Annotated in this window: 28 protein-coding genes; 15 read left to right on the top strand and 13 right to left on the bottom strand. The window is 60.0% G+C overall.

Annotated elements, in window-relative coordinates; genetic code table 11:
* Positions 1 to 11: 11 nt before the first annotated feature.
* Complete coding sequence (locus R3E82_06055) at positions 12 to 1,577, bottom strand: LysM peptidoglycan-binding domain-containing protein (protein ID MEZ5550431.1); 1,566 nt, start codon at positions 1,575 to 1,577, stop codon at positions 12 to 14.
* A gap of 17 nt (positions 1,578 to 1,594) precedes the next feature.
* Here R3E82_06055 and R3E82_06050 point away from each other — a divergent pair, with 17 nt between their 5' ends.
* The 3 genes from R3E82_06050 to dnaQ are packed head-to-tail and all read left to right on the top strand — an operon-like array spanning position 1,595 to position 3,681.
* Complete coding sequence (locus R3E82_06050; protein MEZ5550430.1) at positions 1,595 to 2,485, top strand: class I SAM-dependent methyltransferase; 891 nt, start codon at positions 1,595 to 1,597, stop codon at positions 2,483 to 2,485.
* Positions 2,482 to 2,934, top strand: a complete 453-nt coding sequence (gene rnhA, locus R3E82_06045) for a ribonuclease HI (GenBank protein MEZ5550429.1) — start codon at positions 2,482 to 2,484, stop codon at positions 2,932 to 2,934. The genes R3E82_06050 and rnhA overlap by 4 nt, the downstream gene beginning before the upstream one ends.
* Positions 2,935 to 3,681 carry a DNA polymerase III subunit epsilon gene (gene dnaQ / locus R3E82_06040; protein ID MEZ5550428.1) on the top strand — a complete coding sequence of 249 codons (747 nt, stop codon included), beginning with the start codon at positions 2,935 to 2,937 and terminating at the stop codon, positions 3,679 to 3,681.
* Here the strand turns inward: dnaQ and nhaB are convergent.
* Positions 3,641 to 5,149, bottom strand: coding sequence for a sodium/proton antiporter NhaB (gene nhaB / locus R3E82_06035; protein ID MEZ5550427.1), 1,509 nt, complete (start codon positions 5,147 to 5,149; stop codon positions 3,641 to 3,643). The genes dnaQ and nhaB overlap by 41 nt on opposite strands.
* A 179-nt stretch (positions 5,150 to 5,328) precedes the next feature.
* On the opposite strand from nhaB, the gene nudC reads away from it, so the two are divergent.
* Positions 5,329 to 6,210 (top strand): NAD(+) diphosphatase, encoded by an 882-nt coding sequence (gene nudC / locus R3E82_06030; GenBank protein MEZ5550426.1) that lies wholly within the window; start codon positions 5,329 to 5,331, stop codon positions 6,208 to 6,210.
* A gap of 49 nt (positions 6,211 to 6,259) precedes the next feature.
* Here nudC and R3E82_06025 read toward each other — a convergent pair whose 3' ends face one another.
* The gene (locus R3E82_06025; protein ID MEZ5550425.1) at positions 6,260 to 6,607 is read right to left on the bottom strand and encodes an SCP2 sterol-binding domain-containing protein; all 348 of its coding nucleotides are present in this window, start codon (positions 6,605 to 6,607) and stop codon (positions 6,260 to 6,262) included.
* 69 nt (positions 6,608 to 6,676) lie between these two features.
* Between R3E82_06025 and sohB the strand changes: the two genes are divergently transcribed.
* Both sohB and R3E82_06015 read left to right on the top strand, forming a co-directional pair.
* On the top strand, positions 6,677 to 7,735 hold the full coding sequence (gene sohB, locus R3E82_06020) for a protease SohB (GenBank protein MEZ5550424.1): 1,059 nt from the start codon (positions 6,677 to 6,679) through the stop codon (positions 7,733 to 7,735).
* A gap of 25 nt (positions 7,736 to 7,760) precedes the next feature.
* Complete coding sequence (locus tag R3E82_06015; GenBank protein MEZ5550423.1) at positions 7,761 to 8,747, top strand: YhdH/YhfP family quinone oxidoreductase; 987 nt, start codon at positions 7,761 to 7,763, stop codon at positions 8,745 to 8,747.
* Between the two features lie 12 nt (positions 8,748 to 8,759).
* Here the strand turns inward: R3E82_06015 and R3E82_06010 are convergent, their stop codons facing one another.
* Entirely contained in the window at positions 8,760 to 9,932 is a 1,173-nt protein-coding gene (locus tag R3E82_06010; protein MEZ5550422.1) for a cation:proton antiporter, read from the bottom strand.
* A gap of 218 nt (positions 9,933 to 10,150) precedes the next feature.
* Here R3E82_06010 and R3E82_06005 point away from each other — a divergent pair, with 218 nt between their 5' ends.
* Entirely contained in the window at positions 10,151 to 10,276 is a 126-nt protein-coding gene (locus R3E82_06005; GenBank protein MEZ5550421.1) for a hypothetical protein, read from the top strand.
* A gap of 12 nt (positions 10,277 to 10,288) precedes the next feature.
* Here the strand turns inward: R3E82_06005 and metH are convergent, their stop codons facing one another.
* The gene (metH, locus tag R3E82_06000) at positions 10,289 to 13,948 is read right to left on the bottom strand and encodes a methionine synthase (protein MEZ5550420.1); all 3,660 of its coding nucleotides are present in this window, start codon (positions 13,946 to 13,948) and stop codon (positions 10,289 to 10,291) included.
* Positions 13,949 to 14,168: 220 nt separating this feature from the next.
* Here metH and nfuA point away from each other — a divergent pair, with 220 nt between their 5' ends.
* The gene (nfuA, locus tag R3E82_05995) at positions 14,169 to 14,750 is read left to right on the top strand and encodes a Fe-S biogenesis protein NfuA (protein ID MEZ5550419.1); all 582 of its coding nucleotides are present in this window, start codon (positions 14,169 to 14,171) and stop codon (positions 14,748 to 14,750) included.
* 18 nt (positions 14,751 to 14,768) lie between these two features.
* Here the strand turns inward: nfuA and R3E82_05990 are convergent, their stop codons facing one another.
* Positions 14,769 to 15,845, bottom strand: a complete 1,077-nt coding sequence (locus R3E82_05990) for a 3-deoxy-7-phosphoheptulonate synthase (GenBank protein MEZ5550418.1) — start codon at positions 15,843 to 15,845, stop codon at positions 14,769 to 14,771.
* 542 nt (positions 15,846 to 16,387) lie between these two features.
* Here R3E82_05990 and R3E82_05985 point away from each other — a divergent pair.
* Complete coding sequence (locus R3E82_05985) at positions 16,388 to 16,783, top strand: TerB family tellurite resistance protein (GenBank protein MEZ5550417.1); 396 nt, start codon at positions 16,388 to 16,390, stop codon at positions 16,781 to 16,783.
* Between the two features lie 15 nt (positions 16,784 to 16,798).
* Here R3E82_05985 and R3E82_05980 read toward each other — a convergent pair whose 3' ends face one another.
* Together R3E82_05980 and R3E82_05975 are read right to left on the bottom strand one after the other, a co-directional pair.
* Positions 16,799 to 17,185, bottom strand: a complete 387-nt coding sequence (locus R3E82_05980; protein ID MEZ5550416.1) for a PilZ domain-containing protein — start codon at positions 17,183 to 17,185, stop codon at positions 16,799 to 16,801.
* A gap of 120 nt (positions 17,186 to 17,305) precedes the next feature.
* On the bottom strand, positions 17,306 to 17,791 hold the full coding sequence (locus R3E82_05975; GenBank protein MEZ5550415.1) for a molecular chaperone DnaJ: 486 nt from the start codon (positions 17,789 to 17,791) through the stop codon (positions 17,306 to 17,308).
* Between the two features lie 130 nt (positions 17,792 to 17,921).
* On the opposite strand from R3E82_05975, the gene R3E82_05970 reads away from it, so the two are divergent.
* From R3E82_05970 to thrH, 4 genes are all read left to right on the top strand, one after another.
* Entirely contained in the window at positions 17,922 to 18,119 is a 198-nt protein-coding gene (locus tag R3E82_05970; protein ID MEZ5550414.1) for a DUF465 domain-containing protein, read from the top strand.
* 10 nt (positions 18,120 to 18,129) lie between these two features.
* Entirely contained in the window at positions 18,130 to 19,023 is an 894-nt protein-coding gene (locus R3E82_05965) for a 5'-nucleotidase (GenBank protein MEZ5550413.1), read from the top strand.
* A gap of 39 nt (positions 19,024 to 19,062) precedes the next feature.
* Positions 19,063 to 20,049, top strand: coding sequence for an HTH-type transcriptional regulator CysB (gene cysB / locus R3E82_05960; protein ID MEZ5550412.1), 987 nt, complete (start codon positions 19,063 to 19,065; stop codon positions 20,047 to 20,049).
* 115 nt (positions 20,050 to 20,164) lie between these two features.
* The gene (gene thrH, locus R3E82_05955) at positions 20,165 to 20,767 is read left to right on the top strand and encodes a bifunctional phosphoserine phosphatase/homoserine phosphotransferase ThrH (protein MEZ5550411.1); all 603 of its coding nucleotides are present in this window, start codon (positions 20,165 to 20,167) and stop codon (positions 20,765 to 20,767) included.
* A 45-nt stretch (positions 20,768 to 20,812) separates the two neighbouring features.
* On the opposite strand, the gene R3E82_05950 is transcribed toward thrH, so the two are convergent.
* The 5 genes from R3E82_05950 to mnmA are packed head-to-tail and all read right to left on the bottom strand — an operon-like array spanning position 20,813 to position 25,459.
* Positions 20,813 to 21,319 (bottom strand): hypothetical protein, encoded by a 507-nt coding sequence (locus tag R3E82_05950; GenBank protein ID MEZ5550410.1) that lies wholly within the window; start codon positions 21,317 to 21,319, stop codon positions 20,813 to 20,815.
* Positions 21,316 to 22,290 (bottom strand): GNAT family N-acetyltransferase, encoded by a 975-nt coding sequence (locus R3E82_05945; protein ID MEZ5550409.1) that lies wholly within the window; start codon positions 22,288 to 22,290, stop codon positions 21,316 to 21,318. The genes R3E82_05950 and R3E82_05945 overlap by 4 nt, the downstream gene beginning before the upstream one ends.
* 1 nt (position 22,291) lies before the next feature.
* Entirely contained in the window at positions 22,292 to 23,662 is a 1,371-nt protein-coding gene (purB, locus tag R3E82_05940) for an adenylosuccinate lyase (GenBank protein MEZ5550408.1), read from the bottom strand.
* Between the two features lie 35 nt (positions 23,663 to 23,697).
* On the bottom strand, positions 23,698 to 24,321 hold the full coding sequence (locus tag R3E82_05935) for a DUF489 family protein (protein ID MEZ5550407.1): 624 nt from the start codon (positions 24,319 to 24,321) through the stop codon (positions 23,698 to 23,700).
* Positions 24,314 to 25,459, bottom strand: a complete 1,146-nt coding sequence (mnmA, locus tag R3E82_05930) for a tRNA 2-thiouridine(34) synthase MnmA (protein ID MEZ5550406.1) — start codon at positions 25,457 to 25,459, stop codon at positions 24,314 to 24,316. Before mnmA ends, R3E82_05935 begins: the two co-directional genes overlap by 8 nt.
* 231 nt (positions 25,460 to 25,690) lie before the next feature.
* Between mnmA and moaC the strand changes: the two genes are divergently transcribed.
* Both moaC and R3E82_05920 read left to right on the top strand, forming a co-directional pair.
* Positions 25,691 to 26,170, top strand: a complete 480-nt coding sequence (gene moaC / locus R3E82_05925) for a cyclic pyranopterin monophosphate synthase MoaC (protein MEZ5550405.1) — start codon at positions 25,691 to 25,693, stop codon at positions 26,168 to 26,170.
* Positions 26,167 to 26,415, top strand: coding sequence for a MoaD/ThiS family protein (locus R3E82_05920; GenBank protein MEZ5550404.1), 249 nt, complete (start codon positions 26,167 to 26,169; stop codon positions 26,413 to 26,415). The genes moaC and R3E82_05920 overlap by 4 nt, the downstream gene beginning before the upstream one ends.
* Positions 26,416 to 26,417: the final 2 nt, after the last annotated feature.

The following is a 26,417-nucleotide window of genomic DNA, read 5'->3' as shown; positions in this document are numbered from 1 at the left end:
TCAGCGCAGTTTCAGTCCCCGACGGGGGCGGACACGTCGACGTGAATCTTCAGCCGCTGTCCGGGCTGCAGGTAGTCATTGAGACTCAGTCGGTTCCAGCTCACCAGGTCCCGCACGCTGACATTGAATTTTTTCGCGATGCGGGCGAGTGAATCACCCTTGCGGACGCCATAGCGGACCTCTCTCATTACCCCTTCCCGGGTGTCTGCCTTGGTCACGCCAGGCACGGTCAGACGCTGTCCGATCTTCAGATAGTCCTGGGGGCCGACCTGGTTGGCTTTCATGAGCTGATTCACTGAAACATCGTGGCGCCTGCTGATGCTCCACAGTGAATCACCCGGCTGAACCACATAGCTGCCTTCTTTACCGCGGCCCGCGATCGGATTGGCCAGCGCAGCAGGGGATTTCGGGATGAGAAGGGTCTGTCCGGCACGAATCTGCGTACCTCTCAGGTTGTTCGCCTTCTGCAGGCTCGCAACATCGGTGTGGTGACGGACGGCAAGTTGACCCAGTGTGTCTCCCTGACCAACTTTGATGCGCAACCAGTGCAGTCGCTTGTCAGCCGGAACTGCCGCGAGCCGTTCCGCCACTTCGGATCCTGGGCGCAACGGTACAACCAGCTGGTGTGGGCCGGCGGGCGGGGTCGACCACTGATTCAATGCAGGGTTCCATCGGTAAAGCGTATCGAGGTCGATGTCAGCAACCTGACTGACCACGCTGAGATCAATCTGCCCGCCGGTCGCGACGACTTCAAAAGGAATTTCGGGACCCATCGGCGGCAGAGTGACACCGTAACGTTCGGGGTTGGCGACCAGCTCAGCCAGCGCCAGCAATCGCGGAACGTAGGCGCTCGTCTCTTTGGGCAGATCAAGCTCCCAGAATGTTGCACCTTCGTGTGCTCGTTTGCGGGCGCGTGCCACATTTCCTTCACCCGCGTTGTACCCGGCAAGGGCGAGATACCAGTCATCAAACATGCGGTGAAGATCGGACAGGTAATCGAGCGCGGCACCCGTGGAAGCAACGGGGTCACGCCGACCGTCATACCACCAGTTGCGATCCAACCCATAGCGTTTGCCTGTCGCAGGAATGAACTGCCAGAGCCCGGCCGCTCCACCGTGTGAAAATGCATAGGGGTCTACGGCGCTTTCAACGATGGGCAGCAGCGCGATTTCGCTGGGAATGCCGCGCAGACTCACCTGTTCATGTATATAAGCAAGATGCCGTTCCAGGCGGGGTGCCAGATAGGCCAGATACTCGGGTCGATCTTTCAACCATCGGAGTTCCTGCTGGACCCGTTTCTGTTCGATGTGGTGGGAGAGCTGAAAGCCTGCGCGGATGTCGCGCCAGAGATCGGGCGTCGGCAGAGTGATGCCTGGCGCGATCTCGCGACCGATTTCCTGCAGGCCGAAATCTTTTCGGCCTGTGCGGGAGACTGTCACCAGCGGACTCGGCTCGCTGATTGCTTCCAGGACCTGTCGATCCAGCGCGTCTGCTGCATCAGTCGGTGAAATTGCCTGACACGCCGCAAGACCGAGCAGGGCAATCAGGACGAATGGGCGCAGTGCGGTTGCGGTCATGGTTAGCTGAAGTCAGAATGTTTGCCGTACTTTGCGATATGGCCCCGTCGTTGGCAACTTCCTCGATCGCGAGACTTTCCCGCTGGTTTCAGACCCCGACCGGTCGGCGACTGCTCAGTGAACAGTCACCCCTGGTGCGGGAGTGCGCCCGACGATTCCATGGCGACTCGCTGTTGTGGGTAGGTTGCCACACAGATCTTGCCGAGACCGTGCGCGGGTGCATGGTTCGTAATCGATTTTTCCTCAGCCTTCCCGGCGTTTCCGGGCCGATGTCGGCTCGAGTCGACACTCATCCGACCCGCACAGAGGCCCAGGCGGAGGGGGCCAGCCCGGCCGATCCGGCCCTGGATCTCGCCGAATTCCAGAGTTCGCTGGAGGAGATCCCCCTGCCGAACGGCTCACTGGATGCAGTCGTGCTCCATCACGTGCTGGAGGCTGCTGCTGATCCCCGCACGGCGATCCGGGAACTGTCCCGGGTCCTCGCCCCGGGGGGCCGCCTGGTGATCTGCACGTTCAATCCCTTCAGTTTATGGGGCATCCGGGGCATCTGGGCCCGTTTCAGGGAAGACGGTTTCAGCGATCTCAGATTCGTGAATCCCATCCGTCTGTTGGATTGGCTCGCCGTGCTGGGATTCGAGCTGCAACACGAAGTAAAGTATATGGCGTATGGCCTGCCTTTCCCTACCGGCGATCGCGATCCCGCACTCTGGAAGCGAATTCGGGCCAGGCTGGCCGACTATCGGATCCCCTTCGGCGGTGTCTATCTGATATCGGCGGTAAAGCAGGCAGCGGCGGCAAGACCCAGCCACAATCTCGACCCTGCCAGGGGTCGCACACTCGCACCAGCCGCCTACCCGAAGATCAGCGCACTGTTGAGAACGCCCCCCGAGGAGTCGGAAACGCCTTGAGGATTCAGGTCGAGATCTTTACCGACGGCGCCTGTCGTGGCAACCCGGGTCCGGGCGGCTGGGCGGCTCTCCTGCGTTACGGGGAGACGGAGAAGCTGCTCAAGGGGGCTGAGCCGGAAACAACGAACAATCGCATGGAGATGACTGCGGCGATTGAGGCGCTCGCCGCCCTGACCCGACCGAGCCGCATCGCGCTGACCACCGACTCCCAGTATCTGCGCCAGGGTATCAGCGACTGGCTGCCGCGCTGGAAAGCCAATGGCTGGCGCACGGCAGCAAAAAAGCCGGTCAAGAATCAGGATCTCTGGGAGCGGCTGGATGCAGTAGCCAGCACCCATCAGATCGAGTGGCACTGGGTAAAAGGGCACAGCGGCCACCCGGAAAACGAAAAGGTGGACAGCGCGGCCAATGACGCCATCGATGAGATGCTTGGCGCAAGGGCTCCCTGAATGCGGCAGATCGTACTCGATACGGAAACTACCGGCCTTGAAGCGGCGAAGGGACATCGGGTGATCGAGATCGGTGCGGTCGAACTGATCGACAGGCGCTTTACCGGCAAGCAGCTCCATCACTACTTCAATCCCGAACGGGAAATCGATGACGGTGCATTCGAAGTACATGGACTGAGCTCGGAATTTCTCGCTGACAAGCCACTGTTTGCGGAAGTTGCCGACGAGTTACTCGCGTTTCTCACCGGCGCGGAACTGATCATTCACAATGCTCCCTTTGATCTGGCTTTCCTCGATGCGGAACTCGCCCGACTGGGTGGGCGCCGACCGCGACTGCACAGGCTCTGCCGCATCACCGACTCTCTGGCGCTCGCGCGCCGCAAGCATCCGGGTCAGAAGAACAGTCTGGATGCACTGTGCCGCCGCTACGGCGTCGACAACTCCGCCAGAATGCTGCACGGAGCCCTGCTCGATGCGGAAATTCTTGCCGACGTGTACCTGGCACTCACAGGCGGGCAGACGGCCCTCTTTGGCGCCGAGTCCGACCAGGAGCGGAAAGATCGGGGTGAGCCGGCTGCCGCTGCGCCGCGTGTCGACGGCTCTGCACTGAAGGTCGTGGAGGCGTGCCCGGAAGACATCCAGGCCCACGAGGCCTGGCTTGATCTGCTGGACGAAAAATGCGATGCAGGCAGTGCCTGGCGCCTGATCAGGCAGACAGCAGATAGTTCACGCAATACCAGCCGGTGACGCCCATGGTGATCGTATAGGGCAGGGCCATCACTACCATGCGGCCATAAGATAGCCGGACCAGCGGTGCCACCGATGAAGTCAGCAGAAAGAGGAAGGCTGCCTGGCCGTTGGGCGTGGCTACGCTGGGTATGTTGGTACCCGTATTGATGGCAACCGCCAGCAGTTCGAGATGCTCGCGGCTGATACGGGCCGTCTCATAGGCGCTCACAACCTCGGTGATATAAACCGTTGCTACAAACACATTGTCGCTGATCGCGGACAGCAGGCCATTGGCGATATAGAACATACCCGGCTGAGTTGCCGCGGGCAGCGCGAGCACGTAGTTGATCACCGGCGTGAACAGGTGCTGGTCGTGAATTACAGCCACAATACCGAAGAAGACCACCAGTAGCGCGGTGAAGGGCAGTGCCTCTTCGAATGCCTTGCCCACCTGATGTTCTTCGATCACACCATTGAAAGCTGTCTGGATCACGATGACCATCAGGCCGATCAGACCGACCTCGGCCCAGTGCATGGCCAGTGCCACCACCAGCATCACTGCGGCAATTGCCTGGATCAGCAGACGGGCGGAATCCCGCGGGGTGCGCTGGCGGGTCTCTTCCGCGTCGAACTCGGTAAGGATCTGGCGCACCGGTTCCGGTAAGGGCGAGCCGTAGCCGAAGCGCTTGACCATCTCCAGCAGTACACAGGTGCTGAGACCGATCACCAGCACCGGCATGGTCACCCTCGCCATGCGCACGAAAAATTCCATGAAGTCCCAGCCCATCTGATTGGCGATGAGCAGGTTCTGCGGCTCGCCCACCGTAGTGCAGACGCCGCCGAGCGCCGTACCCACAGCGCCATGCATCAGCAGACTGCGGAGAAAACCCCGGAACGTTTCCAGATCTTCCCGATGCAGTTCCCCGATCGAATCATCGTGGCCGTGTTCGTGTTCATCGCGGAACTGCTTGCCCGAGGCGACGCGGTGGTACACCGAGTAGAAACCGAGCGCGACGCTGATGATCACAGCGGTCACGGTGAGCGCGTCGAGAAAGGCAGACAGGAAGGCGGATAGTGAACAAAATAATAAAGATATCAATATCTTAGAGCGAATTCCCAGAATTATCTTCGTGAATGTGAACAGCAGCAGTTCCTTCATGAAGTAGATGCCGGCGACCATGAACATCAGCAGCAGAATCACCGGAAAATTCTGGAACACCTCAGTGCGGATCGTGTCCGGGGTCGTCATCCCGATCACCACGGCTTCGAATGCCAGCAGTCCACCCGGTTGCAGGGGATAGCAACGCAGAGCCATGGCCAGGGTGAAGATGAACTCGAGTACCAGAACCCATCCCGCCACGAAAGGTGAAACCAGGTAGAACAGGACCGGGTTGAGCAGCAGAAAGACCAGGATGGTGCCTTTGTACCATTCGGGTGCCGGCCCGAGAAAATTCGCCCAGAGGGATTTGGCGTCGATACCACTCATGATGCTGTCAGATCCTTCCCCGAATTTGTGTTCTTGTGCCGCCCTTTCAGGGGCGCACTACACTAGCCGCATCGCCGTTCAACATGCAACTCAGGTGATCCGGCGCATGCCGCACTGTACTGGCGCTGATCGGTCAGCGCGGTACACTGGGAAGGCTCTGCCCGGAGTCTCCCTCGGGAATGAGCGAAGCCCCTCGGGAACAAACAGGAATTACAGCAACGGGTAGCGATATGTGGCCGATGGATCCTGATGAATTCGAAGTTCTTCTGCACCCGCCTGAAGGGGCAGACAGAAACGAGGCCATGTGCTTTCTCATCATCGACGGCAGACTGGCGTGCGTCTCAGAGCGTGGCATACCCCGACCGGTCTCCGGGGATGAGTTGCGCTGGCTCGACATCGAGATCACTTCCGAGCACTATCTCGGCCGCTACAGAGGACGCTGCTGCATAGCCATCGAAGCCCGGGGACGCTTACCGGAAGGCTTCGCCCTGGCTGGATTGCGCGACTGGCTCGGCCGGGTCGAACCCCCTCTGTTCTATCTCGCAGGCCGCGCCCAGCAGGTGATCGAATGGCACAACACCCATCGCTTCTGCGGACGCTGCGGGAGTGCGATGGAGGATCACGGCGCAGATCGGGCGAAAACCTGTCCTGAGTGCGATCTCGTGTGCTATCCCCGCCTGGCACCGAGCATCATCGTGCTGGTCACGAAAGGGGAAGAGCTGCTCCTGGCCCGGAATGCCAACTGGCCGACGAACATGTTCAGCACACTGGCAGGGTTCGTTGAACCCGGAGAGTCCATCGAGCAGACCGTGCATCGTGAGGTGATGGAGGAGGTTGGATTGACCGTCCGCAATCTCCGCTATCGGGGCAGTCAGAGCTGGCCGTTCCCCAACCAGCTGATGCTGGGCTTCCATGCGCAATACGCTGGCGGCGAAATCTGCTGCAACGACGAAGAAATCGCCGAAGCTCGCTGGTTCAGGGCTGACAATCTGCCCAACATCCCGCCCCGTACGGCGATTTCACGCTGGCTGATCGACGCTTTCCTGGAAAACGGCGGTTGAGCAACCGCAAGCGGGGGCCTGCAGACAAACGCTTCCCCACCGGTGCAGCTCACTCCACGGGATTTTCAGGGAGACTCTCGCTCTGGAACATCGCCATCATCGTGAAGGCCCACATGAGATAGCCGTCTGCCCGGAAAGTCCCCTGCATGAACGCGCTGAAGGCATCGGCGCGCCCCGACAGAAGGTTCCATGCGGTGTCCATATCCGAAAAAAAGAAGGTTGCGTCCGGCGTCCTGCCGACTGCCTCCTCAAAACTGATCGTCTCTCCAGCCACCCGGAATGCCAGCGTCTCACCGCCGACGGAAAGTTGAATCACCGCATCCATTCCGGTGCTTGCCGGTGGCAGGAAGGACTTCTGCAGTTGCGCCTGCAGGGACTCCAGCGTCTGTTGTGCCATTTTTCTCAAAGTGGACGGATTTGAACCTTCTACAGTACAGTAGCCGGCCTTTCTCAGACACCCCGCTTCATGGACTATCTCTTCGAATATCTGCTGTTCCTCGCTCAGGCAGTCACCATCGTTGCGGCGATCCTGCTGGTGATCGCCGCAGTCGCTTCACTGAGCATGAGACGCCAGCAGGGCGATTCCGGTCATCTGGAGATCATCCGGCTCAATGATCGTCTGAAGGATCTGAGGGACGGTGTGCGGCAGGCCGTTTTGCCCCCGGCTGAATTCAAGCGGATCCTGAAAAAGGACAATAAAGCCGAGAAAAAGGCCCAGAAGCAGCTGGCAAAATCGAGCGCCAGATCGGGCGGAGGATCCGAGGCGGGGCCAGAGGAGCGCAAGCGACGGGTGTTTGTCCTCGACTTTCGTGGCGATCTTCAGGCGAGTCGGGTGAAGCTCCTGCGCACCGAAGTCACTGCAGTGCTCACCCTCGCGGAAGCACCGGATGAGGTGCTGATCCGGCTCGAAAGTCCGGGGGGCTCAGTGCATGGCTACGGTCTCGCCGCTTCCCAGCTCGACCGCTTCAAGCAGCACGGTGTGCCGTTGATCGCTTCGGTCGACAAAGTGGCTGCGAGTGGCGGCTACCTGATGGCGGCGGTGGCGGACCGCATACTGGCGGCACCCTTCGCGGTCATCGGCTCCATCGGAGTCGTCGCCCAGATTCCGAACGTTCACCGCCTCCTGAAGAAACACGATGTGGACGTGGATATACTCACCGCAGGTAAATACAAACGCACCCTTACCGTGCTCGGCGAAAACACCGAAGAAGGTCGCCAGAAATTCGTGGAGGAACTTGAAGACCTGCACAGCCTGTTCCAGGAATTCGTGGGCTCGAGGCGTCCGGCGCTGGACATCGAACAGGTGGCGACCGGTGAAGCCTGGTATGGGAAGCGCGCGCTCGATCTGAAGCTGGTCGACGAGATCTGCACCAGCGATGAGTATCTGGCAAAAGCGTGCATGGATGCGGATGTCTTCGAAGTCCACTGGGTGGAACAGAAAAAGCCGATCGAGCGTCTGCTCGCACAGGCGGAATCCTCACTGACAAGTCTGCTGGAACAGGCTCGAGGTGTCTGGCACCGTTAGTAGAGCCCTTTCCCGGAGATATGAGATGAACACCTTCAAAGCGCTGCTGATCGAAAAGTCAGAGACTGGATTCACCCGCAGCATCGTAGATCGATCGCTTGCAGACCTGCCTGATGGCGACGTACTCATAGACGTACGTTTCTCTTCGCTCAACTACAAAGACGGCCTGTCCGCAACGGGCAATCCCGGTGTGACCCGGAAATTTCCGCACACCCCGGGCATCGATGCGGCGGGTGTGGTGGTGGAATCCCGCAGCAGCGATTTCTCACCTGGAGACGAGGTTATCGCAATCGGTTTTGATCTCGGTATGAACACACCCGGCGGGTTTGGCCAGCGGATCCGGGTGCCGGCAGGCTGGGTTGCGCACAAGCCGGATGGTCTGACCCTGGAACAGAGCATGATTCTCGGAACTGCCGGGTTCACCGCAGCACTGTGCGTTCACAAGCTCGAAATGGCAGGGATGAGCAGTGCAGCCGGCCCTGTGCTGGTAACCGGAGCAACCGGTGGGGTCGGGTCGGTGGCGGTGATGCTGCTTGCTAAACTCGGCTATGAGGTCACTGCAGTAACCGGCAAAAGTGATCAGATCAGTTTTCTGAACCGCATTGGTGCGCGCGCAGTCATCAGCCGGGAAGACGCGCTCGAAGGGGCCTCGAAACCGATGCTGGCCGAACAGTGGGGAGGGGTTGTCGATACCGTAGGGGGCGACATTCTGGTCAACGGTATCAAGGGATTGCGCTATGGATGCAGTCTGGCCGCCTGCGGACTCGTTGCATCACCACAGATCCCCACCACTGTTCTTCCCTTCATCCTGCGCCATGTGAATCTGCTCGGTGTCGACTCCGTGCAGCTCCCGTTACCTCAGAAAATCGAAATCTGGAACAAACTCGCGGGACCCTGGAAACTCGAAGAACTGGATACCCTGAAAGCAACTCTCACACTGGAACAGGTTTCCAATACCCTCGATCGAATACTCGCCGGAAAAATGGTCGGAAGGGGCCTGCTCGTCCACTGAGGGGGATTCGTCTCAATCTCTGCGCAGCGCCTCGTTGACGGCGATGGGTGTCGGATAGCGGAATATTACCACGTAGCTTGACAGCAGCAGGGTGAGCACGGTGGCGCCCTGAATCACGTGAGCTGCTTCCACGCTCAGCAGGGCTGCACCCACCGCAACGTAGCTGAGCAGCAGAGAAAATTCACTGGTCTGTCCGAGCCGATAGCCGACCTCCCAGCTCGCCTCCTTCGGTTCGCCCTGCCATCCCAGCAGCAGCGCAAAGGTACCGGGCTTCACTGCGATCAGTGCCATACCGAGCAGCAGCGTCGGCAGCAACAGTTCCAGGAGCAGCGCAACGTTGAGCTCTGCACCCACGGAAAAGAAAAACAGCACCAGAAAGAAATCACGCAGTGGACGCAGTGATTCTGCGATGTACTGAGAAATGCGGCTCGTCGCCAGGGACACACCGGCGACAAATGCGCCTATTTCCAATGACAGTCCGGTCATCGAAGCCAGAGTCGCCAGTCCGAGACACCAGCCCACCGCGACCAGAAAAATGTACTCATGAAACGCATCGAAGCGCGCAATCAGCGGCAGCAATACGAAGCGCACCGACAGAAAGGCAAACGCCGCGAGTGCCGGTAAAGCCAGCAGAACGATACCGAGGTTGCTCAGCGTGGTCGCGATGGAATCGCCGTAGCCTGAAATCAGAATGAGCGCCAGAATGGCCAGTAGATCCTGAATGAGCAGCAGGCTCACCACGATTTCTCCGACATGGCGATGGTGCAGCACGGTAGTCGGCAGCAGTTTGATGCCGATGATGGTACTCGAGAAGGTTACCGCGATGCCGGTGATTACCGCATCCGAGGTCGAGAAGCCGAAGCCGAGCATGAGAGCGAATCCGACGAGGAAGAACACGCCGGTGCTTACCAGCGCGGTCAACAGACCCTCTCCCGCCATGTTGCGCAGTTTCGCCGGTGGCAGGTCCAGCCCCACCAGAAACAGCAGGAAAATGATGCCTATTTCAGCGATTTCGGAGAGAACGTCAGGGTCGGCTACCAGTTTCAGGCCATGGGGACCGAGTAGGCAGCCGATGGCGATATAGGCGACGAGAAGGGGCTGGCGTGTGTAGAGGGCGGCGGTGGCGAGCACCGCCGCACCAGTAAAGATGAGGAAAAACGATTCTACAATTCCGCTGTCAGGCACCTCTCCGTATCCGCCGGTATACCGGGTTGGGTTCAATGACGCTAGCTTGATAGCAATCGCTATAAGGTGCAACCGTGCAGCACCGGCGCCGGCATCAATCCCGCCTTCCTGCTCGGCAGAATGCTTCGGCCTGTGCTGCGAGCAGCCGGGATTATTGAGTTGGATCAGGCACCTGGGTAGACTGCGCAACCCGGGAACGCAACCACGCACAGGTCACCATGAACTCAGATCGAATTGAGAACGAACGCGAAGCCGACAATCGGATTGACGCCCGGATGATCCTGCTGGTGTTCACCGCGCTCGTGCTCGGCGCGGTGCATTTTATTTCCGGCTGGACTTTCTAGAAGGCTGAAATACTAAAGCAGTGGCCGCAGCAGTCGCTGTGCCGTTGCTATATCGACGGCCTTCCGGCGGGCATAGTCGGCCACCTGGTCCGAGCCGATCTTGCCGATACCGAAATACCTGGCCTGGGGGTGGGACAGGAACCAACCTGAAACGGACGCCGCCGGGTCCATCGCATAACTCTCTGTCAGTCGGATACCCGTACGCGCTTCGGCTTCGAGCAGCCTGAAGAGCGTCTCCTTCTCACTGTGCTCGGGACACGCCGGATAACCGGGTGCAGGGCGGATACCCTGGTATTCTTCACGCACGAGCGCATCGTAGCCGAGGTTTTCTCCCCGGGCGTAACCCCAGTACTTCAACCGTACCTCCCTGTGCAGATACTCGGCAAAGGCTTCCGCCAGTCTATCTGCCAGCGCTTTGATCATGATGCAGGCGTAATCGTCCTCTGCATGATCTGCCAGGAGAAGCTCGATTCCCGATCCCGAAGTCACTGCGAAACCGCCTATATAGTCTGCATGAGGCGGTGGGGCGATAAAGTCGGCAAGCGAATAATTCGGATTCTCATCCGGCTTGACCGTCTGCTGTCGCAGATGCTGCAGGCGTGCAATCTCGGTGGTTCTGGATTCATCCGAGTAGACGGCCAGTTCTTCATCACCGACCCGATTACAGGGCCAGAGCCCGACAACGCCGCGTGCCACCATCCTGCCATCGGCGATGATCGTCTGCAGCATTTCGGAAGCATCCCTGAAGAGTTCGCGTGCTGCGCTACCGACCACCGCATCGTCGAGGATCTTCGGGTACTTGCCCGCCAGCTCCCAGGTCATGAAGAAGGGCGTCCAGTCGATGTAGGGCACCAGAGTCTCGAGGGACACATCAATTGTATGGACACCCGGCTGACGGGGTACCGGCGGCGAATAGGTCTCCCAGTCGAGCACCGGCGCCAGTCCCCTGGCCTCATCGAGTGTGAGCAATTTCCGCGCACTGCCCCGTGCTTCGGTACGGGTACGAACCTCATCGTACTCGACTCTCAGCGACTCGATGAAGTCGCCGCGCAGCTCCTCGGATATCAGACTCGAGGCAACCTTCACGCTGCGGGATGCATCGGTAACATAGACGGTGGCGCCACGCCTGTAGGCCGGCTCGATCTTCACCGCGGTATGAGCCTTGGAGGTGGTCGCGCCACCGATCAGCAGGGGTATTGCGAAGCCCTGGCGCTCCATCTCTGCCGCCACATACACCATTTCGTCGAGTGAAGGCGTGATCAGGCCGGACAGGCCGATGATGTCGGCCTGCTCCCGCCGGGCAGCCTCGAGGATTTTCTCGGTAGGAACCATGACCCCGAGATCGACGACGTCATAGTTGTTACAGCGCAGCACCACACCCACGATGTTCTTGCCGATGTCGTGCACGTCTCCCTTAACCGTAGCCATCACGATTTTCGCTTTGGCTTTGGGTGTGTCCCCCTGTTCTGCCTCGATGAAGGGCACGAGATGAGCGACCGCCTGTTTCATCACCCGGGCGCTCTTGACCACCTGAGGCAGAAACATTTTACCTGCACCGAAGAGATCACCGACCCGGTTCATGCCCTCCATCAGCGGCCCCTCGATGACCTCGATGGGTCGTGCCGCATTCAGTCGGGCGGCTTCCGTGTCTTCTATGATGAATTCCGTAATGCCGTGTACCAGCGCGTGGGCCAGGCGTTTCTCGACTGAAGTCTCCCGCCAGCTCAGATCCGGCCCGCTCTGACGCATACCTGCCCCGGCGTGATCCTGGGCAACCGCCAGCAGTCGTTCAGTAGCATCTGCCCGCCGGTTCAGCACCAGGTCTTCCACCCGCTCGCGCAGATCATCGGGAATGTCTTCGTAAAGCCCGAGCTGACCGGCATTCACTATGCCCATGGTGAGCCCGGCTCTGATCGCGTGGTACAGGAATACCGTGTGTATCGCTTCCCGGATGCCATTGTTGCCCCGAAAAGAGAAAGACACATTGCTGACACCCCCCGAAGTAGACGCATGGGGAAGGTTCTGTCTGATCCATTCACAGGCGCGAATGAAATCCACGGCATAACCGCGATGCTCATCGATCCCGGTGCCAATGGCGAAGATATTGGGATCAAAGATGATGTCCTCCGGGGGAAAACCGACCGCTTCCGTGAGCAGCCGGTAGGAGCGCTCACAGATCTGGACTTTGCGCTCGAAACTGTCGGCCTGACCGGATTCGTCGAAGGCCATAACGACCACGGCCGCACCATAGGCCCGGCACAGCCTGGCGCAGCGAAGAAATGCGCCTTCGCCTTCCTTGAGACTGATTGAGTTGACCACCGGTTTACCCTGAATGCACCTCAGTCCGGCTTCGATGACCTCCCATTTGCTGGAGTCCACCATGACAGGTACCCGGGCGATATCGGGTTCCGCCGCGACCAGATTGAGAAACTTCACCATGGCGGCCTGGGAATCGAGCATGCCTTCGTCCATGTTGATGTCGATGATCTGGGCACCGTTTTCGACCTGCTGACGCGCAACTTTCAACGCTGCATCATAATTTTCCTCTTTGATCAGTTTCTCGAAACGGGCCGAACCTGTGACATTGGTACGCTCGCCCACGTTGATGAAGAGACTGCCTTCTTCCCGGATGAAGGGTTCAAGTCCGCTGAGGCTGAGTCGGGGGGCAGGACGGCGCAGCTTTCTCGGTGTGGCGCCAAGAACCCGATCCCGCAGCGCTGCAATGTGCTCGGGTGTCGTGCCACAGCAGCCACCCACGATATTGACCAGGCCGTCGTCGGCGTATTCGCCCAGGACCCGCGCCATGGTCTCCGGCGTTTCATCGTAGCCGCCGAACTCGTTCGGCAGGCCCGCGTTCGGGTGCACGCTTACATTGACCGTCGCAATGCGACCAAGTCGCTCCACGTAGGGCCTCAGCTGATCTGCACCGAGGGCACAGTTGAAGCCGAACGACATCGGGTTGGCGTGTTGCAGGGAGTACCAGAATGCTTCGCATGTCTGTCCGGACAGCGTTCTGCCGCTGGCATCGGTAATGGTTCCGGAAATCATCAATGGAATCCGGCGACCCGATTCCGCCTGCAGATCCAGCAATGCATAAACCGCGGCCTTGGCGTTCAGCGTGTCGAACACAGTCTCCAGCAGCAGCAGATCCGCGCCGCCTTCCAGCAGTGCGATTGCCGCATCCCGGTAGTCGGCCGCCAGGGCGGCGAAGGTTACATTGCGCGCACCCGGATCGTTGACGTCCGGTGACAGACTTGCGGTCCTGTTGGTGGGACCGAGTACCCCGGCAACATAACGGGGGTGCTCCCGGGTGGAGAATTCATCTGCTACGCTGCGGGCAATCCGGGCAGCTGCCCGGTTCATTTCAGCAACCCGGTCCTCGAGCCGATAGTCGGCCTGGGCGATGCGGGTAGCCGTGAAACTGTTGGTTTTAATGATATCTGCACCCGCGCGCAGATACTCTCGATGGGCCTCGGCAACGGCTTCCGGCCGGGTCAGACAGAGCAGGTCGTGATTGCCTTTCACAGGAGACGAATGCCCGGCGAAGGCCTCGCCACGAAAATCCTCCTCTTCGAGGCGCAGCGCCTGGAACTGGGTGCCGTACGCGCCGTCGAGGATATGAATACGGCGGCGCAGCGCAGCTTCCAGAAGATGGGTCGATCGAGCAGTCAAAGCAAAACACCCTAAGCCGTCAGCACAAAGCGCACCAGTGTAGAGGCCCCGCACATGAATTCAATTGAAGCTCTGCCGAATAAAGTTGAACACTGCTCATACATCGGGATGCCGTGACTTTTAGATTAAGGGTCCGAATCCGGCTTTGAGTCGACCTGCTCCTTGCAGCCTGGCAGGGGTATGCAGTAAATTTCCGACTGATTTAGTCGGGATTAGGCACATGATCGAAATTTCCGCGCCGGCACAGGATTTTTTGCGCGAATTACTTGCCAAGCAGGATGACAAGAACGTCGGTATCCGGGTGTTCGTAGCGCAACCCGGTACTCCCCATGCGGAAACCTGTATCGCCTATTGCCGCCCGGGGGAGGAGCAGTCGGGAGACCTTCCCGTCGCTTACGAAGGGTTCACCGCATGGTTCGAAGAGCGCAGCATGCCTTATCTCGAAGATGCGCTGGTGGACTATCAGCAGGATCAGATGGGGGGGCAGCTCACGATCAAGGCGCCAAACGCCCGGGTACCCAGGGTGGGCCCGGATGCACCCCTGGAAGATCGCATCAACTACATCCTCCACAACGAGATCAACCCCGGCCTGGCCGCACACGGCGGCATGGTGACCCTGGTTGAACTGGTGGAGGACTCGGTCGCCGTGCTGGAGTTCGGCGGCGGCTGCCAGGGCTGCTCGGCAGTGGACATCACACTCAAGAACGGCGTCGAGCGCTCCCTGCTCGAGCAGATTCCGGAGCTGACTGCGGTGCGTGACGTGACAGACCACAGCGAAAGGGAAAACGCCTACTACCGCTGATCGGCAGAACCCGCATCCTCAGGCAGCGGCCGCACAGCGCGCGGGCAGCACCTTCGCAAGGCTGAGGGCCATCTCCTTGAGCAGCGTTGCCGTGGTGTTCCAGTCGATGCAGGCATCCGTCACGGAGACTCCATAGGCCATCTGCGCTCTGTCGGCGCTCAGCTTCTGATTGCCCGCGGCCAGATTGCTCTCAATCATCAGGCCAATCAGCGAACGGTTACCCGACCTGATCTGTTCTACGACCTCACGGGCGACAAGCGGCTGACGGTTGTGGTCCTTCTCAGAGTTCGCATGACTGCAGTCGACCATGATGTTCTGCCGCATACCGGCGCGCTCCAGCGCCTGCTCGCAGCGGGCGATACTCGCGGCGTCGTAGTTGGGGCCCTGACTGCCGCCGCGCAGCACGATGTGCGCATCCGGGTTGCCCCGGGTCTGCAGTACTGAGACCTGTCCGCTGCCGCTGATGCCGAGAAAATTGTGCGGATGGGAGACAGACTGGAGCGCGTTCAGCGCAACCTCGAGCCCGCCATCCGTGCCATTTTTGAAGCCCACCGCGGAACTGAGCCCGGAAGCCATCTCGCGGTGCGTCTGGGATTCGGTCGTGCGCGCCCCGATCGCAGACCAGGCGATGAGATCCTGCAGGTACTGCGGGGTGATGGGATCCAGCGCTTCCGTGCTCAGTGGCAGGCCAAGTTCAGCGATCTCCAGGAGCAGGCGCCGGGCAATTTCGAGCCCGTCGGCTATACGGAAACTGTCATCCAGGTAGGGATCGTTGATCAAACCCTTCCAGCCGATGGTGGTCCGGGGCTTTTCGAAGTAAGCGCGCATGACGAGGAACAGCTGGTCCTCAACCTCTGCCGCCAGACGCACCAGCCGCCGGGCGTAGTCCATGGCCGCGACCGGATCGTGGATAGAGCAGGGGCCTACCACCACCAGCAGTCGCGGATCTTCCCTGGCGAGAATCTTCCGGATAGTGTCGCGAGCGGCCTGCACCCCGGCCTCCGTGGCCCTGGAAGCAGGCAGCCGCAATTTCAGCTGCTCCGGCGTGATCAGTACCTCGGAAGAGGCGATATTCAGGTTTTCCAGCTTTGTCATTTTCAGGCTCCATTCACCGCAGATTCAGACCACCATCCAAAAAAAAACCCCGCCGGGGCTACCTGACGGGGTTCTCGTCGAAGGCAGCCTGCTCTGCCTTCGATTATTCGAAGACAGGGCTAACGGATAAAAAAGTAATAGCTGCACCACCCGGTGGCGGGGGTGGGCAGGTGCTGCGTGGACATGTGATCGGCTATTCGCATCTGGCCGATCTTACCGGCACCAGAGGAGAAAGCAACATCGGCGCATCCCCTGGAGATCGTCGACCCTGAGGGGAGGGTGCACCCATCTTCACAGTTCCGTGCCGCTCACCCGAGCTGTGCGCCCGCGCACCCGGTGACCTTTAACTACCCACATGAAGAGATATTTGGCATAGAATCCCGACTTCGCAATGACAGGATTGGAACTGACAGATGTGGTATCTGATCGAGGACTTTTTTGAACAGAGCCTGGTAATGAAGGCCTTCATCGGCTGGGGCTGGCTGTCGATCATCATCATGCTCGCCTCCCTCGCTCTCAGCTGATCTCTGGCTGGCTGCGCCATGTGGCTCTCAACCCTGTCGGTCGCTCAGCGCCAGGCATTGCTGGGCCTCGCGCACAACGTCATTGTCTCCGATGGTCTGCTCGACCCGAACGAAGAAGGCATGCTCGATGACTTCAAACGGGAGATGGATCTGCATCCGTCCCGGGAAGCCGAGTATCTGGAACTGTCCGGTATCGAGGACGTGTTCAGTTCGCGCAGATCCAGGATCGTGGCTCTGCTGAACCTGCTTCGCCTGAGTTATGCCGACGGTGCTTTCGAAATCGAAGAAGAGTGTGTGCTCCGGGAGATCAGTCGGGCGTTTCACATCCCCGATGCCGAGTTCATGCTTCTCGATAACTGGGTAAGACGCCACCTGGCCCTCGAAGAGGAAGCACGGGCGCTGATGGGCCCCTAGAGGTCGGAGCAGGCGCTAGCCCTGCGCGGCTATCTTCCTGAAATCGGTAAGCAACGATTCGAAATCAAGTAGCGCGGACTCGACCTGTTCCCGATCAAACTGCAGCGCGGACTGCGTCCTGAATCGGATGCCGCAGCGGTATCCGTCTTCCTGTGCGAAACAGTTGTGGATCACACCCACAACCTGATCCAGATGCAGATCAGCGCAGTGCAGACTCAGGAACACGAGCTTGTCTTTCGGCATCGGTCGATCAAAGCGCACAGCCAGACCGTGTCGATTGAAATCCAGCAGTTCAGCGGAAAATTTTGACAGCGCACCCCGGGGTCGCAGCGACACCTTGATCGAACCCGCCGCGTAACGCGGGTGGGATCGACGCTCGCTGTCAGCAGGTGGGGTGGCCATGGAGGGGAGCATAATCGAGCATTCCGGCCCTCACTGTGAACCAGAGCACAGCTCACCCTGCACTTACATTTCCACAGGAACTCCGCTGTGCGGGAATGACCGGCTGGGGACCTGGATGCCTTACCCGATGTGCTTGAGCAGAACCCGCTTGGCGTCGTTGAGCTGCTGCGCGAGGTACGTCGATCCTCCCCGATCCGGGTGCAGCTTCTGCATGAGGCTGCGATGGGCGGCAATCACTTCATCACGGGTCGGGTGGGAACCCAGACCCAGAATCCGGCAGGCGTCTTCGACAGACAGGTCTCCATTCGCTGTGCCGGTGTTGGAGTTTCCACGAGTCTGCTGATAGGCACCAAAGGCCCCTTTGATCCAGGGCAGATAGCGCAGGAGAGAGATCGCGCGTTTGAGGAAGGGGAGGAGGGCTGCTCCGACCGCCACGATCCAGTGCAGACGACCGGTAGCTGCCAGGATCGCCAGCCCGATAACCAGGACAGCAGCCGCAGCAGTGATCATCGTGGTGGAGCGGGCAGGACGCGCCGAGAGCCACAACAGCCGGACAAGCACAACAAAGGCCACCGCAGCCATGAGACCCGCCAGGGCAATCAGCATTGGTACGCTCGATGCCGCACCCGGCGCAACGGAGTCTGCTCAGTGGGCTGCTCGACAATTGCCACAATCGGCCTTTGAACCGCTTTCAGGACGGCTTATGATGCCACGGAACAGCAGTACAGGTAGGGCGGTGGACAACGCCGAAATCGAGCGCTGGCTTGAGGAACTGAGATTGGAACATCGCGATCTGGACGAAGTGATCGGCCACCTGGTTGAGGCCCGGCACCCGGACAACATGCGGATCCAGCGTCTCAAGAAACGCAAACTGAAGCTCAAGGATATGATCGCCCGTCTCGAGAGCGAACTGATCCCAGATCTCGACGCGTGAGCGTGCGGTTGTGATTCCCCTCACAGTCGCCATCAGTTCCCAGGCTCTGTTTGATCTGGCGGAGAGCAACCGGGTCTACGAAGAGCAGGGACTCGAGGCCTACCGCCACTATCAGATCGCCCAGGAAGACCAGGTACTGGAGCGGGGCGAGGCTTTTGTTTTTGTGCAGAAGCTGCTCAATATCAACAAACTGCTCGGCAAGCACCGGGTCGATGTGATCCTCCTCTCCCGTAACTCGGCCGACACCGGTCTGCGCATTTTCAATTCCATCAAGGCCTATGAACTGGACATCACCCGTGCCGCTTTCTGTGGCGGGCAGAGCCCTTACCGCTACATCCGCGCATTCGGCTGCAGTCTGTTTCTCTCGACCCAGGCAGAAGATGTCAGCCATGCCCTGGAACACGGCGTTGCGGCGGCCACCCTGCTGGGTCGGGGGGGCAGTCCCGCGACCAGTACCGGCGACGAATTGCGGCTGGCCTTCGACGGAGATTCGGTGCTCTTTTCAGACGAAGCAGAGCAGGTCTTTCAGGCGGAAGGGCTCGCAGCCTTCACCCGCAAGGAAGCTGCCGCCGCGGCCAGTCCGCTCGAGGGTGGACCCTTCAAGGGATTTCTCGCAGCCCTGCAGAATCTGCAGAAGGAGTTCACCGAGGATGCCTGCCCGATCCGAACCGCACTGGTCACAGCACGCGGTGCACCCGCACATGAGCGGGTCATCCGCACGCTGCGAGCCTGGGACATACGGCTGGACGAATCCCTGTTTCTCGGCGGCATGGAGAAGACCGAATTTCTCAAAGCCTTCGGTGCAGATGTATTTTTCGACGATCAGACCCAGCACTGCGAACGGGCGAGTGGTCATGTGACGGCTGGCCACGTCCCGCACGGCGTGGTGAACAACAGTGGCTGAAGTTATACTAAAAGCGTTTTTTATAGCGCTTATGGCAACATGAAGCTGCAGCAGCTGCGTTACATCTGGGAAGTCGCCCACCATGATCTGAACGTGTCCGCGACTGCTCAGAGCCTGTTCACCTCCCAGCCGGGGATCAGCAAGCAGATCCGACTGCTGGAAGACGAACTCGGCGTTGAAGTCTTTGCACGCAGTGGCAAGCACCTGACCCATGTTACCCCGGTGGGAGAGACCATCATCCGCATGGCGGGTGAAATTCTCCGCCAGGCGGAAACCATCAAGCAGATCGCTCAGGAATACAGCAACGAAAAGCAGGGCAGTCTGACCCTTGCTACCACCCATACCCAGGCTCGCTATGCGCTGCCCTCCATCATCCGGGAATTCCGCAAGGCTTATCCTGATGTGAGCCTGCATATGAATCAGGGCAGTCCGACGCAGATTGCCGAACTCGCGGCCACGGGTGGTGCCGATTTCGCGATCGCCACCGAGGGTCTGGATCTCTTCAATGACCTGGTAATGATGCCCTGTTATCGCTGGAACCGGTCTGTTGTAGTACCGAAAGGACATCCGCTCGAGGAGACGGCGAAGAAAACCGGCGGTCTGACCATTGCCGATGTCGCCGCTCATCCGATTGTGACTTATGTGTTCGGCTTCACCGGCCGCTCGAGACTCGACGAAGCGTTCTCCGCATCCGGTATGGTCCCCAACGTGGTGTTCACCGCCACGGATACGGACGTGATCAAGACCTACGTCCGCCTGGGTCTGGGGGTAGGCATCATTGCCGGCATGGCCCTGGATCCTGCAATCGACGGTGATCTCGTGGCTCTGGATGGTTCGCACCTGTTCGGCTCCAGCGTTACACACATCGGCTTTCGGAAAGGCACCTTCCTGCGTCGTTACATGTACGACTTCATCGGGTGGTTCGCTCCCCATCTTGATCAGGATACAGTGGACGCCGCCGTTGCCTGTGCGACGCGCACCGATCGTGAGGCCCTCTTCGAGCAGACAGAACTGCCGGTTCGATGAGACCCGGATAGACAGATCCGGATAAACCCATTCGGAAGAAAAGATCCAATCAACAGAAGCCTCACTGCCTCCCGCCAAACGCTGATCTCTTCATGCCCAAAGGAGGGCCATTGTCTTGGACGTACTCTGTCTCGATCTAGAAGGTGTTCTGATTCCGGAAATCTGGCAGGCCGTAGCAGGCCGGACGGGGATCGAGGAGCTCAACAAGACCACCCGGGATATACCCGTTTACGACGATCTCATGAACCTGCGCCTCGGCGTGCTGCGTGAACGGGACCTTTCCCTGTCTCTGATCCAGGAAGTCATCGACGAAGTGGAGCCGCTTCCGGGAGCCAACGACTTTCTGAACTGGGCGCGGCAGTTTTTTCAGGTTGTCATCATCTCGGACACCTTCTATCAGTTCGCGATGCCGCTGATGGCAAAACTTGGCCATCCGACCCTGTTGTGTCATCAACTGGATGTGGAGAAGGACCGCATCGTCGGCTACCGCATCCGCCAGCCCGATCCGAAACGCTGCTCGGTGCAGGCATTCCGGTCGCTGCGGTATCGGGTATTCGCCGCCGGCGATTCCTACAACGACGTCTCCATGCTGGACGAAGCGGATGCGGGATTTTTCTATCGCGCACCGGCCAACGTCCGCAGTGAATTTCCGCAGTACCAGGCAGCGGAGTCCTACGGAGAACTTCAGCAACTGCTCGATCAGGCGCGCCGGAACTGATCGCACAAGCCTTGCAGATCCGACCTGTGGGATGTCCCTGCGCAGTCATTGCACCGGGGATTGGCGGACACGGGCCCACAGCTGCCTCGCGTTCACCCGATCCAGACGCACCCAGGTATCGAGGGGGAGTGTCTCCAGATAGCGGACAGAACCTTCCTGAAGTTGCAGTCGGACACCACCGGGAGTCCGCTGCAAGGACATTCTGAAGCCATCGGAGCCGACGGCAGGCGCATACAACCAGAGCTGCCGCAGCGCCACCCACGCAGACGGGATGTCCGTCGTTGCGGGCATTTCAATCACCTCGCCGTCTTTCAGTTCCAGGGCAGATCTCCGGGAAGCTGTCTCCCGGCATCGTGCGGTGGAAGGCATAGGGTCCGTGCGCTGGCCTGTGGTGTGCGCCCGCTGGACGGTATCCTGCCCGTTCGCTGTGTCGGGCATCTCACAGGCTGGACGGTTTGCCGCAAATTCCACCAGATACCAGTCGCCGCTGTGAGTATGGCCTCCCGCAGCAATGCCCAGGCACAGCGCCGCTGTCAGCCACGCGCGCTTCACAATCGCAGCGTTCTCAATTCCGCATCCGTCTTACTGCGCTCCCAGAGGTAGTCGAATCGCCCGGCAAGGCGCTGCGCCTGTACCGGATCGTAGCGGTTGGCAAAGGCTAAGTAATTTTCTGCGTCCGGCATGAGGAAAAAACCCTGGTCGTCACACACCACTGCAGTATGGCGGTCGGTTGCCAGTTCCACCGGCACGGTTCGAATCTGGATTTTGCTGTCAATTCGCCGGGCCAGCTCGACAAGGCGATGCCCTCTGCTGACGACGGCACTGTTCGAATGAATCAGCACCTGCAGTCGGGCGGGTGGACCGGTTCTGACAAACGCGGACAGCGCCTCGACCACGCCTGGCTGGTCGAACAACACATGGTCAAGCAACTGGCTGTAGATGCGGAGAGTCCGCCGTGGCCAGTCCAGTATTTCCCGCAGCCCCTCCGCGCACTCGCTTTCGCCGTGAAACTGCCGCAGCTCACCGGCTTCACTCGCCGGGTCCGGTGCTTCTTCCCGGATCACCGGTTTATCAATACCGGGGACCGGTTCAAACGGAATCGGCAGCGCCAGGTCCATCGCCTGATGATCAATACCTGCCTCGGGGAATCTGTCGCCGAAGGGCAGAAATCCCGCTTTCCGGTAAAAGTCCTCTGCCTGTGCCTGAGCATGCAGAAACACACGATCTAAACCCAGACTCCTGGCCTTTTCGATGCAGGCATCCAGCAATCGATTGCCGATCTGCTGACCGCGCATCTCCTTGAGGACCGCCATCCGCCCGATCTGCCCGGTGGGGAGCAGCCGCGCACAGCCAACCCGCACACCGGCGCTGTTGATGGCCAGGAAATGATGGGCCTCTTCATCGAGACCGTCCCATTCGAGGTCCCTGGGTACCTGCTGCTCCTCGATAAAAACCTTGCCCCGGATCTCCTGCAGAACCCGGGCATCTTTGGACCAGTCGGCGGAAATCACATGCACGTCCATCTCAGTTCAATCCCTTGCGTGTGAGCAGTGCTGCCAGACCCACATAGCCGGCAGGTGTCAGGGCATCGAGCTGCGCACGCGATTCCGCGGGCAGATCCAGAGCTGTCAGAATCTGACGATAAAGCGCTTCATCCAGATGCTCGCCCCGTGTCAGCGCCTTCAGCCTTTCGTAGGGTTCCGCACCGCCCTGCCGGCGCATCACCGTCTGGATCGCCTCGGCGAGGACTTCCCAGCGCTCGGCCAGATCCGCGCTGATCGCGGGCGCATTCACCTCCAGACGACTCAGCCCCTTCAGGGTGGACTGATAGGCAAGCAGACAATGACCGAACGCACTGCCGATGTTTCGCAATACGGTGGAATCGGACAGGTCCCGCTGCCACCGGGAGACCGGCAGTTTGGCCGCCATGTGCTCAAGCAGCGCGTTGGCCACTCCGAGGTTGCCCTCGGAATTCTCGAAATCGATCGGGTTTACCTTGTGCGGCATGGTGGAGGAGCCGGTCTCGCCTTCCACCTTGCGCTGGGTGAAGTAGTCCAGCGAGATGTAGCTCCAGGTGTCCCGGTCAAAATCCAGCAGTACCTGATTGAATCTGCACAGGGTATGGAACCACTCCGCCATGTAATCGTGGGGTTCGATCTGGGTGGTGTAGGGATTACTCACCAGCCCGAGCCCCGAGATGAATTTCTCACTCAGTCCGATCCAGTCGGTTTCCGGATAAGCCACACAATGGGCGTTGAAGTTGCCCACCGCACCATTCATTTTGCCGAGCACCTCGAGCGCAGAAAACTGCTGCAGCTGACGGCGTAACCGCGCGCTGACATTACGCAACTCCTTGCCCAGAGTCGTGGGCGAGGCTGTCTGACCATGCGTGCGGGACAGCATGGCGAGGTCCGCTGTCTGCAGTGCAAGTTTTTCGATACGTTCAATCAGATCACCCATTACCGGCAGCAGGATCTCCCGTCCGCGCAGCAGCATCAGACCGTGGGACAGATTATTGATGTCTTCCGAAGTGCAGGCGAAGTGCACGAACTCGATATGATTCGCGAGATCCGCAATCTTGCCGACACGGTCTTTGACAAAATACTCCACGGCTTTCACATCGTGGTTCGTCCTCGCCTCGATCTCCTTTATGGCCCGAGCATCCGCGAGGCTGAAATCCTGGTAGATCTTGCGCAGGGCGTCGAGTTGTCTGACATCCAGCTCGGGCAGTTCCCGGACCGACGGACAACTCGCGAGTGCCTGGAACCAGCGACACTCCACTTCCACCCGTGCGTGCAGCAGGCCGAACTCACTCAATGCCCGGGTCAGTGGCTCGATCTTCGATCGGTAGCGGCCATCCAGTGCACTGAGTGCCAGCAGGGGATCCAGACTCATGTCACCTCACGTTGCGTTGTCTGTTATTCGTGGAATCAATGTATCACCGTGCGATCTTTGAGCGCTGCAGCGAGGGACTGCAGAGCCTGCAGCACCCCGTTTCGCTGCAGCACAAGCTGCCAGCGCCGACCACCCAGCTGCTGCCAGAGCCAGGCAAACCGCACACCGCCAAGCAGCAGGGTGCGGATTTCATTGGCGACGGTCTCCTGCCGCAGCAGATCCGGATTTCCCCGTACTTCAATGCGCTGTCCGAGCGTACTGATTGAGCCCTGGTAGACGGCCGCATACTGCGAGTCCAGCGGATCCACGGGGAGATCATCCAGCAGCCGGCCCAGCCGCTCGAGCACGGCCTTGTGGCGTTTCAGCCGCCCGGCCAGGTCTATCAGCTGCAGACTGTAGCGCAGAATTTCAAGGTCCTTGGGTTTGCTGCTCATCAGCTCGATCGCAAGCTCGACACCGGGTGCAAGTGCCGCAGGATCCGGGAAGATTTCTGCAGTATTTTCAGGGTGCCGGCTGCGGATCGGATGTCTTACCGCTGCGACGGCTGCGGCTCCGAGGCCCGGGCCGTCGCGGCCGTGTGCGCGCGCCTGCACGAGTGCGGCGGCCTGAACCACCCCAGCCAAAGCCAGGCTGCGGTAGTCGAGGGCAGAATCAGGCACCGGAATCACCTCGTGACCGCCGCAGGTCGGCGGGCTCGGGGGCCGCTTCGATCACACCCCCTCCCAGACAGACTTCACCCTGATATAAGGCGACATACTGGCCCGGTGTAATGGCCCGTTGCGGGACATCGAATTTCACCCGCAGCCGCCCCCCCTCAGCCGCAGTAACCAGGCAATCCTGATCGGCCTGGCGGTAGCGGATCTTCGCCTGACAGCGCAGTGGCAGTACGGGCACTTCGACCAGCCAGTTCAGCTCCGTCGCCTCCAGCCAGTCGCCCTCGAGGTCGATGGCATCCTGGGACACCAGCAGCACATTTTCCGCTGCACGTTTGCCGATCACATACCAGGGAGATTCCGGCAGACCGGCCACCCCACCAATGCCCAGACCCTGGCGCTGGCCGAGCGTGTAGTAGGGTAGACCTCGATGCGCGCCGACCCGATTGCCTCGGGTGTCCAGGATCGGACCCGGGTCGGCTGACAGATATCGACTCAGAAAATCTGCAAAGCGGCGTTCGCCGATGAAGCAGATGCCCGTGCTGTCTTTCTTGCGGTGATTGGCGAATCCGGCCGCTGCGGCGCGCCGGCGTACCTCCTCCTTGTGCAGATCACCGAGCGGAAACAGGCATCGGCTCAGTGCAGCCAGTGGCACCGCCTGCAGGAAATAGCTCTGGTCCTTGTTCCGGTCTGCCGCCTTGCGGACCCGGAACTGCCTGTCAGGCCCCGCACCACACCAGTCGCCCCGAACGTAGTGACCGGTTGCGATGAAATCCGCTCCCAGGCTCGCGGCATAGTGCACAAACTGCTTGAACTTGATCTCCCGGTTACACAGTACATCCGGATTCGGTGTTCTTCCCGCGGCATAATCAGCCAGGAAATATTCGAAGACATCATCCCAGTATTCGGCTGCAAAATTCGCGGTATGCAGCTCGATACCCAGCGCATCGCACACCTGCTGCGCGTCTGCGAGATCGGCCTGCGCCGTGCAGTAATCGGTGCCATCGTCTTCATCCCAGTTCTTCATGAACAGTCCGGCCACCCGGTAACCCTGCTCGAGCAGCAGCAGCGCTGCCACGGAGGAATCCACCCCTCCGGACATTCCGACGATCACACTCGCAGAATTCTGAGCTGTTTGAGTCATCACTGGCTGGGATCACTGCGGGCACTTTGAGCGCTGACCACAGACCCCCTGGTACGGATTCTCTGTCTAAGGAGCCTCATTTTACCTGGCTTGGCGGAGAATGGCGCCACGGCTGCGCGCCCGCAGGAAAACGCCCGGACCGCTGCAGGCAGGGTCCTTACCTGTGAAGGCTGCAGGCCGCGGTCGCGAAGACAAACAGGCGCTCTGCTACCCGGGCTATAATGGCCGCCTATGAATAAACTCTCCCATCTGAACGACGCCGGCGAAGCCAACATGGTCGACGTCTCGGAAAAGACTTCCACCCGGCGGGTGGCCCGCGCGGGGGCACGCATCCGGATGCGGCCGGAAACTCTGGCAGCCATACTCGAAGGCGGCAGTGCAAAGGGGGACGTGCTTGCAGTGGCCAGGGTGGCCGGGATACAGGGGGCCAAGCGCTGCAGCGACCTGATTCCACTGTGTCATCCACTGGCCCTGTCCAGAGTGGCTGTGGATTTCACCCCCACTGAACCCGGCGTGCTCACGATCACCGTCGAAGCGACGGTTACCGGACCCACGGGGGTGGAAATGGAGGCCCTGACCGGAGCGAGCATCGCCGCCCTGACCATCTACGACATGTGCAAGGCCCTGGAGAAGGGCATGGTCATCGAGTCGGTGCGTCTGCTGCACAAATCCGGTGGCAGAAGCGGCGCCTGGGAGGCTGAGAACCCATGACCGTACGGGTCCGGTTTTTTGCTTCGCTGCGCGAAGCCGTTGGCGCAGATTCACTGGACGTACCACACCAGGCCAGTATTGAAGGGCTGCTGCGGATCCTGCGGGAACGGCTGCCTGAAACTGCATACCGGGCGATCAGCGCGGAAAACGTGCGGCTCGCCGTCAACCAGGAACTGATCCCGCTGACCACCACCCTCAGGGATGGCGACGAAGTCGCCTTTCTGCCGCCGATCACCGGCGGCTGACC

Source organism: Pseudomonadales bacterium, assembly GCA_041395945.1.
GTDB lineage: Bacteria > Pseudomonadota > Gammaproteobacteria > Pseudomonadales > Azotimanducaceae > SZUA-309.
The sequence above is the reverse complement of the archived record's forward strand: the minus strand, read 5'-3'. Positions and strand labels throughout refer to the sequence as shown.

What these genes read in the sequence shown, in the direction of transcription:
- R3E82_05920 (MEZ5550404.1), top strand. Translation starts at nt 26,167, where the DNA reads ATGACCGTACGGGTCCGGTTTTTTGCTTCGCTGCGCGAAGCCGTTGGC.
- R3E82_06015 (MEZ5550423.1), top strand. Translation starts at nt 7,761, where the DNA reads ATGAACACCTTCAAAGCGCTGCTGATCGAAAAGTCAGAGACTGGATTC.
- R3E82_06005 (MEZ5550421.1), top strand. Translation starts at nt 10,151, where the DNA reads ATGAACTCAGATCGAATTGAGAACGAACGCGAAGCCGACAATCGGATT.
- cysB (MEZ5550412.1), top strand. Translation starts at nt 19,063, where the DNA reads ATGAAGCTGCAGCAGCTGCGTTACATCTGGGAAGTCGCCCACCATGAT.
- purB (MEZ5550408.1), bottom strand. Translation starts at nt 23,662, where the DNA reads ATGAGTCTGGATCCCCTGCTGGCACTCAGTGCACTGGATGGCCGCTAC.
- R3E82_06025 (MEZ5550425.1), bottom strand. Translation starts at nt 6,607, where the DNA reads ATGGCACAACAGACGCTGGAGTCCCTGCAGGCGCAACTGCAGAAGTCC.
- R3E82_06050 (MEZ5550430.1), top strand. Translation starts at nt 1,595, where the DNA reads ATGTTTGCCGTACTTTGCGATATGGCCCCGTCGTTGGCAACTTCCTCG.
- nfuA (MEZ5550419.1), top strand. Translation starts at nt 14,169, where the DNA reads ATGATCGAAATTTCCGCGCCGGCACAGGATTTTTTGCGCGAATTACTT.
- R3E82_05985 (MEZ5550417.1), top strand. Translation starts at nt 16,388, where the DNA reads ATGTGGCTCTCAACCCTGTCGGTCGCTCAGCGCCAGGCATTGCTGGGC.
- R3E82_05980 (MEZ5550416.1), bottom strand. Translation starts at nt 17,185, where the DNA reads ATGGCCACCCCACCTGCTGACAGCGAGCGTCGATCCCACCCGCGTTAC.
- nhaB (MEZ5550427.1), bottom strand. Translation starts at nt 5,149, where the DNA reads ATGAGTGGTATCGACGCCAAATCCCTCTGGGCGAATTTTCTCGGGCCG.
- dnaQ (MEZ5550428.1), top strand. Translation starts at nt 2,935, where the DNA reads ATGCGGCAGATCGTACTCGATACGGAAACTACCGGCCTTGAAGCGGCG.
- nudC (MEZ5550426.1), top strand. Translation starts at nt 5,329, where the DNA reads ATGAGCGAAGCCCCTCGGGAACAAACAGGAATTACAGCAACGGGTAGC.
- sohB (MEZ5550424.1), top strand. Translation starts at nt 6,677, where the DNA reads ATGGACTATCTCTTCGAATATCTGCTGTTCCTCGCTCAGGCAGTCACC.
- R3E82_05945 (MEZ5550409.1), bottom strand. Translation starts at nt 22,290, where the DNA reads ATGGACGTGCATGTGATTTCCGCCGACTGGTCCAAAGATGCCCGGGTT.
- moaC (MEZ5550405.1), top strand. Translation starts at nt 25,691, where the DNA reads ATGAATAAACTCTCCCATCTGAACGACGCCGGCGAAGCCAACATGGTC.
- mnmA (MEZ5550406.1), bottom strand. Translation starts at nt 25,459, where the DNA reads ATGACTCAAACAGCTCAGAATTCTGCGAGTGTGATCGTCGGAATGTCC.
- R3E82_06055 (MEZ5550431.1), bottom strand. Translation starts at nt 1,577, where the DNA reads ATGACCGCAACCGCACTGCGCCCATTCGTCCTGATTGCCCTGCTCGGT.
- R3E82_05975 (MEZ5550415.1), bottom strand. Translation starts at nt 17,791, where the DNA reads ATGCTGATTGCCCTGGCGGGTCTCATGGCTGCGGTGGCCTTTGTTGTG.
- R3E82_05990 (MEZ5550418.1), bottom strand. Translation starts at nt 15,845, where the DNA reads ATGACAAAGCTGGAAAACCTGAATATCGCCTCTTCCGAGGTACTGATC.